The sequence below is a fragment of the Microcoleus sp. D3_18_C4 genome (assembly GCF_036702355.1).
Lineage (GTDB): Bacteria > Cyanobacteriota > Cyanobacteriia > Cyanobacteriales > Microcoleaceae > Microcoleus.
Genome location: NZ_JAUBTF010000126.1, coordinates 1 through 6,581 on the forward strand (window position 1 = coordinate 1; position 6,581 = coordinate 6,581).

At 42.7% G+C, this 6,581-nt stretch carries 6 protein-coding genes; 5 read left to right on the forward strand and 1 reads right to left on the reverse strand.

Annotated elements, in window-relative coordinates; all coding sequences use genetic code 11:
• Positions 1-12: 12 nt before the first annotated feature.
• The gene (locus tag QUA90_RS29730; protein ID WP_333328703.1) at positions 13-327 is read right to left on the reverse strand and encodes a hypothetical protein; all 315 of its coding nucleotides are present in this window, start codon (positions 325-327) and stop codon (positions 13-15) included.
• 134 nt (positions 328-461) lie between these two features.
• Here QUA90_RS29730 and QUA90_RS29735 point away from each other — a divergent pair, with 134 nt between their 5' ends.
• The 5 genes from QUA90_RS29735 to QUA90_RS29755 all read left to right on the forward strand — a co-directional run bounded on the left by QUA90_RS29735 (position 462) and on the right by QUA90_RS29755 (position 6,313).
• Complete coding sequence (locus tag QUA90_RS29735; RefSeq protein WP_333328700.1) at positions 462-797, forward strand: hypothetical protein; 336 nt, start codon at positions 462-464, stop codon at positions 795-797.
• A gap of 544 nt (positions 798-1,341) precedes the next feature.
• Complete coding sequence (locus QUA90_RS29740; protein ID WP_333328697.1) at positions 1,342-2,133, forward strand: sigma-70 family RNA polymerase sigma factor; 792 nt, start codon at positions 1,342-1,344, stop codon at positions 2,131-2,133.
• Entirely contained in the window at positions 2,123-3,283 is a 1,161-nt protein-coding gene (locus QUA90_RS29745; RefSeq protein ID WP_333328694.1) for a DUF1822 family protein, read from the forward strand. Before QUA90_RS29740 ends, QUA90_RS29745 begins: the two co-directional genes overlap by 11 nt.
• Before the next feature lie 31 nt (positions 3,284-3,314).
• Positions 3,315-5,210, forward strand: a complete 1,896-nt coding sequence (locus QUA90_RS29750) for a CHAT domain-containing protein (RefSeq protein WP_333328691.1) — start codon at positions 3,315-3,317, stop codon at positions 5,208-5,210.
• Positions 5,207-6,313, forward strand: a complete 1,107-nt coding sequence (locus tag QUA90_RS29755) for a hypothetical protein (RefSeq protein WP_333328688.1) — start codon at positions 5,207-5,209, stop codon at positions 6,311-6,313. The genes QUA90_RS29750 and QUA90_RS29755 overlap by 4 nt, the downstream gene beginning before the upstream one ends.
• The last annotated feature ends 268 nt before the right edge of the window (positions 6,314-6,581 follow it).

Genomic DNA, 6,581 nt, shown 5'->3' on the forward strand with positions numbered 1-6,581 from the left:
TACTTAAATGGCTTAATTGGTAGACCTCGAAAAACTGCACAAGTATAAATACTTATCGCAAAAGTGACATGCTCCCAAATCATTTCCTGTGCTATCTGTAGTGTTGCGATATTTTATATCTAAATCGATAGCACCTCGGGGAACTGAACTATTAGGGACTAAAAGGTTTCCAGAAAGTTTCCATAACTTATCAAATCCCTCTAAGTCTTGCTGAAACTTTGCAGAAGTAGTGCGAATACCATTAAGGTAAATAAGTTTAATTTTTCCACCTTGTTCAATGAGTTTATCGTAGACTTTATCGAAATCAAATTCTTTAGGAGTAGCCATGATTTTTATCCTCGCGTGGTAGATACAATGTGTTCTGAAAATTGACAAAGCGATTCTATCGACAAGCCCGATCGCACTTCTGCACTTTCTAGCTGTCGTAGATCCGTCATTTACCCAAACTGAAGTCTCGCGAAATGCGATCGCACTTCAAATCTGTCGTCGCAATTACCGGTTCAAATCAACTCAATAAATGCAACCGTGGAAATAGATTAAACCAACATCGGCAGAAGCCCTGTCCAATATTCGTTGGGAATTTGGTTCGGATTGCGATCGGGAAGTTACGCGCGATCGCACTTTTGAATAAATCTCAACAAGTGCGATCGAACTTCGTAATTTCCCTTCTGTATATCTATCAGGGTGAGCTCAGTGGTTTTATGCAAAACTCTCAAGTTTTTTTTGATAAAGTTTTGCAAACACTGGTGAAAGTACGGAATGACAAGTGTTTTCGGGATTTAAGGGCGATCGAATAACGCGCTTTCCCCACATTCCGGCAGGGAATGAATTCCCTGCCTCATAGCACAAGTCCTCTCAAAGAGGACTGATAAATTCTTCAGTCGTCTTCACACGACTTTCGCTATGAGGCAGGGGTTTCAACCCTTGCCGGAGTTCGGGATTGCGACATAGCCGGATTGCGCGATCGATCTGGTTTTCGTTGTTAGCGCCAACGATCGACCCTAAAGCCTGACTTTCGCTTCCATTTACTTATCAGGGTGAGCTCGGTAGTTTTATGCAAAACTCTCAAATTTTTTGATAAAGTTTTGCAAACACTGAGTGAAAGTACGGAACAACGGGTGTTTTCGGGATTTAAGGGCGATCGATCCCACAGCGTGTCTATAAACCGAGTTTACGAGCACCAGTCCTGTTTACAAAACTCAACCTACACTCAAACAGCCAAATCCACCACACAGCAAGATTTTCAACCATCCGCTCAAAAAAACTTTGGCAGTTCGCAAAAAATTTTCTTACTCAACCTGATAAGTAAATGTAGGAACAAAGTTGCGGCCGCACTTAACTATGACTGATAAATCCAACCCCTCCGAGGGAGAAGACCACTTATCCGACGAATCCGATGCTGTTGGGTGCTCAGTAAAATCGGAAAAGTTCGATCGAGCTCCCGCCCACCAGCAAATCCTCGAACTCGTCACCAAAGCTTGCCAGCATCCCCCCGGCAGTATCAGGCGAGGTCATTTCTTGAATCAACTAATTCGAGAGATTCTCAAATCCGGCAAACTCTGGAAACAAAAAACACCTTACTATGAAGAGGCATTGCAAGAAACATGGATCTATCTCAATCGAAATTTATGTGAAGCTACCACAGCAAAACGACCTTACGATCCGGAAGAAAGCCTGATTACGACTTGGTTAAATCGCTATCTCCAAATGCGGCTGTTAGATTGTCGTCAGGCCCCAATAAAAGAAAGTGACACACCAAACCGCCGTCGAATAGCCTCCTCAGAAGGAAAACAAGACGAAGAAACTATCAATCCCATTGACTATCTCGCCGCCGATCCTGATGTAACTTTCTATGTGGACGAAGTTCTCGCATGGATAGAAACCGATCCAAATAACGAGTTAAAAAGCATACACGTTAGAGGAAAACCCCAGATAAATTGTCAAGTTTTATTGCAGCGCAAATGTTTGTACGGTCAAAGTCTTCAAGAACTCGCAAAAGAGTTTGGCTGCGCGCATTCTACTTTATATCAATTGTTCAATAATGACTGCCGTTATCTGCTGCAAAAATTTTGCGAAGACCAAGGATATCAAACTTTAAATATACCAGGAGTGTACCAGAACAATGAACCATAGCAATCTTGGGGAAATCGAATCTTTGCCGATGCCAATTACTCAGAAGGCACTGCAACTTGCTCAGCATTTTGCCACCCAACAGCGCCACCCGCAAAGGCACGAGCAAGTTTATCTCAATACTTTGGCAGTGCTGGCAGTTCGCGATTATCTAAAAATCATCGATATTGAAACTGACTTGACTCAATGCGATAGCTGGAATCCCGTAATTCGCCTGTTTGCAGATGCGGGAGATTTGTATGTTAAAGGATTGGGAAAAATCGAATGCCGTCCAATTAACAATCGGCATCAAAATCCAGAAAATGGCAACCAGAATTCATCGGCACATCCGCCTGAGATTTGCCCAGTGCCTGTGGAAGCAAGGGCAGAACGCATTGGCTATATTGCTGTAGAAATTGATGAGGAGGAAAAGGAAGCGAGATTGCTTGGTTTTTCTCCAACTGCGGAGGCGGGGGAATTAGTATTGAGCGAATTGCATTCCCTGGATAATTTCTTAGGGCATCTAGAACATTTGTTGGAATCTAAAATTAACCTCAGTCAGTGGTTTATGAATGTATTTACGGCTGATTGGCAGCCTTTTGAAGCTGTATTTAACCCGCAGGCAAAAACTTCTCCTGTTGAGATTGAAAATCCGGTTAAATCTAATTTAGGTAATTGGTTGCCAAATGTTGCAGAAATATTTTTGCAGCAATTGGAGGAAGCTAAACAAAAGTTTAAAAACCTAATTTTCCCTGACAAAACCCCCAGTTTTGCATTACGAGGAGGTGGAAAATCGAGAGAAGAATCTGCGTTACAGGGCAGTCAAAGTAGCATCAATAGGTTTCCTGAAGCCGATGTCACGCGGGCTAAGTTGATTGACTTGGGAATGCGGCTGGGAAGGACAACTGTTGCTTTGTTGGTGGCGATTGCTGAAGAGAGCGATCGCACTGTCAGAGTTCACGTTCAACTGCATCCGGCGATCGGAGAACGTTACCTGCCCCAGAATATTAAACTTTCCTTAATATCCGACATCGGTAAAAATCTAACCGAGTCACAATCAAGGATTCAGGAGAGGTACATTTTGCTGAAGGATATTGAAGTAGATCGAGACGAGAGCTTTAGTATTCGAGTAGCTTTAGATGATTTCAGCGTCACAGAAAATTTTGTGGTATGATATCTCGATTAACTCTATTCGCGTCTAATTTATGAGCTTAAGATTTATCTTGGGTTTAGGGATTGGGGATCTACACAAGAGTTTTCCTGACATCACAGGGGAGTTTCAAGAAAACCAAACAACAGTTCATAAATTTAAAGGAAGTTTGCCACCAGCCCCGGAAGTTGATGATCTGCAAAAAAGATGGCAACTTATTTGTCGTGCGGGACAATCTAGCAACATCCTTTCTAGAATTAAAGTTAAGACTACAGGGACAACCAATATTTCTGAAGATAATCCTCAATTAATCTATCAATATTTGAATGAATCTATGAGGCTGTGGCTGAGTAGTGAGGAATTTTATGCGGGAATTGAGGAAAATTTTAGAAGTGTAGTCGATGCAGTTGGTGGCAGAACTCAGTGCTTTGAAGTATTTCTCGAAATCAAAGATTCGGAAAATTGGCATCTGCCTTGGGATGCGTGGAAATTTCGCGAAGATTACAAAAATTGTGAGATAATCAAAAGTCCGTCACAGTATAGAACAGCTCTCAAAAAGGCAACTACAGGAGGAATGCCTCTGCCTTCGCGAGGTAGAATTTTATGTGTATCCGGTAATAGTGACGGACTCGATCTGCGACAAGATCAGAAAAGTCTTCAAAGGTCTTTTGGCGATCGCTGCGATTTACAATTTATTCACCAGCCAACACCGGAAAAGCTACGCGAGAAGTTGTTAGAAGATGAAAAAAATTGGCAGATTTTATATTACGGCGGACATAGCAATAGCAATGCTGTCAAGGGATGGCTGCATATTAATCAAGCAGATTGCGATAATACTGTCACAATAGACTATTTAAAAGAGGGGTTGGAAAAATCAATTTTTCAAGGATTGGAGTTGCTAATTTTAAACTCTTGTTCTAGCCTCCAATTGGCAGCAGATTTAGTTGCGGGAGGCTTGCCTTTACCGGCAATGATTGTGATGCGTGCGCCGATACCAGATAAAATTGCTCACGATTTTGTTAAGTCTTTATTCGGATATTTAAGCAAAGAATATCCTTTGTTTTTAGCAGTACGGAAAGCTAAGGATTATTTACAGAAGTGGGAATCTGAGTTTCCCGGTGCGAGTGCCATACCTGTGCTCTGTCAGCAGCCAACTTTTGACGGGTTGACTTTACTGCAATTAAAGCGCGTGAAGCGCAGCTATCCCGTAGGGAATCGCCCGCTTGTTGCTGTGGGATCTCTTTTGGGTGATACTGAGGGCGATCGCCCAAACAACGATATCTCTATTTTTATTTCTAATTTGATGCAGCGCCTGGGAATCGGTTTAGCTACTACCGCTAGCAGTTATATGTTAATGGGCCCGATACTTGCCCCAGTTGCGAATCAAATTGGCATGGAAAACCACCGTCAAAATAAACCTTTAATTGCTAAATTATTCTACAATTTAGCAAGCTTAATTCACCTGAATTATGCACAAGCATACTATAATTTAGCTATGTTATGCGACGAATTGAATGACGATCAAGGTGCGTTAGAGGCAATGCAAAATGCTGTATTGCGAGGACTTCCTGATGCTTCTGCTCAAATATCTAAATTATTCATCCGCAAGGATAAACATCAACCCGCTTTAAAGGCGATCAACCTTTGTTTAGAAAACGCTAAATACGACGGAGTAAAAGCGGCTTGTATCAAGAATCGCGGCTGGATACGCTTTAAAGAACAGCAATATCATGATGCAGAAATAGATTTCCAAACAGCAATTGGATTGACAGACAATAGCCCTGAAGCTCACTGTTTTTTAGCACGGGTTCTGGAAACTCAAGGTAAGCCACATGAAGCCTTAGAACACTGGAAAAAAACGATTAAATATTCTAAATCTAGCGTACCCGAACAAGAGCAATGTATCCAAAGTGCCAAACAATATTTACGAATAAAAGGAAATATCAAGTGAAAATCAGGATTGCAACTTTTATAGCATTAAGCTCGATCGCAACTACCGCACTAGCAGCCAGTAACAGAATATCCAACGGACTGATTATCCATAGTAGCGGGGAAGTTGCGATCGAGCGCCAAAACGGCCGAATTGTTCGCCCTACCAGCGGTACGCCGATTTATCCGGGAGACAAATTGCGAACTGCACAAAACGCCCAACTGACGATCCAATGTGCTGATTTGGGAATTAAGTCGATCGCACCGGGTGAAAATCAATTGAATAGCTGTTTGTTAGCCAAGGAAAAGTCGAAAGCTGATTGCAGCGCCGACTTGATTAAATGTCCCGATCGCGGCGACGGTAAAATTACCTGGAATAGCGCGCCAATTCCTTATATTATCAGTCCGCGGCGCACGAAATTGCTCGACAGCAAGCCAATTTTGCGGTGGAATCCGGTTGCTGGTGCGACTAGCTATAAGTTGAGTCTCCGGGAAAATGGAGCGAAATTAAACTGGGAAATGACTGTTAACGGTACTGAGGCTGTCTATCCGGGAGAACCGGCGCTGAAACCGGGTGTTAGGTACCGATTGATGGTCGAGGCGAATACGGGCGTTTCTTCAGAAAGTGCTGTGGGAGAAAGAGATACAGAGTTTGAGTTGCTGGATGAGAAGCAGGTTCAGGTTGTTAAGGATGCGGTAGGGGCGATCGACAAACAAGTACCTAACGAAAACGCTAAAAAATTAGCAATTACTACCATTTATCTTAACACAAACTTGATTGCCGAAGCAAGAGAAATTTTAGAAAACTTACAAGAAACAGGCGGGGAAACACCGCCAATTTATCGCACGTTGGGCGATCTGTATCTGGAAAAGCTACAACTGGTTCCCCAGGCTGAAGTCTACTATTCCCAGGCGATTAATACGGCGAAACCTGACGATATTGAGGAGTTGACAGCCGCTCGATACGGATTGGGACAAGTTCATTCAGCGATGAGAAATAATCTGGAAGCTATGAAATATTTGCGAATGGCAAAAGATGGATATACAAGTTTGGGAGATTTGCCAATGGCGGAAAAGGTAGAGAAGCAATTGCGGGATTTGCAAAGAAGGGAACAGAGGAAATAGTTACGGGCTGTGACGTTAATTCCGGCAGGGGTTGTGACGTTAATTCCGGCAGGGAATGAATTCCCTGCCTCAAAGCAAAAGTCCACTAAAGTGGACTGATATCACACTTTTTTATACAGTCTTCTTCAGTTGTGACGTTAATTCCGGCAGGGAATGAATTCCCTGCCTCAAAGCAAAAGTCCACTAAAGTGCAATACGGTTCAGTTAAGGCTCAAACCGTGGTAAATTAGGTATGGTGTCCACAAAAGGAGAGCAAGTTAGCGTGCAT

Excerpts from the sequence above, each read along its gene's own strand:
- QUA90_RS29730 (WP_333328703.1), bottom strand. The coding sequence starts at position 327 with ATGGCTACTCCTAAAGAATTTGATTTCGATAAAGTCTACGATAAACTC.
- QUA90_RS29735 (WP_333328700.1), top strand. The coding sequence starts at position 462 with ATGCGATCGCACTTCAAATCTGTCGTCGCAATTACCGGTTCAAATCAA.
- QUA90_RS29740 (WP_333328697.1), top strand. The coding sequence starts at position 1,342 with ATGACTGATAAATCCAACCCCTCCGAGGGAGAAGACCACTTATCCGAC.
- QUA90_RS29745 (WP_333328694.1), top strand. The coding sequence starts at position 2,123 with ATGAACCATAGCAATCTTGGGGAAATCGAATCTTTGCCGATGCCAATT.
- QUA90_RS29750 (WP_333328691.1), top strand. The coding sequence starts at position 3,315 with ATGAGCTTAAGATTTATCTTGGGTTTAGGGATTGGGGATCTACACAAG.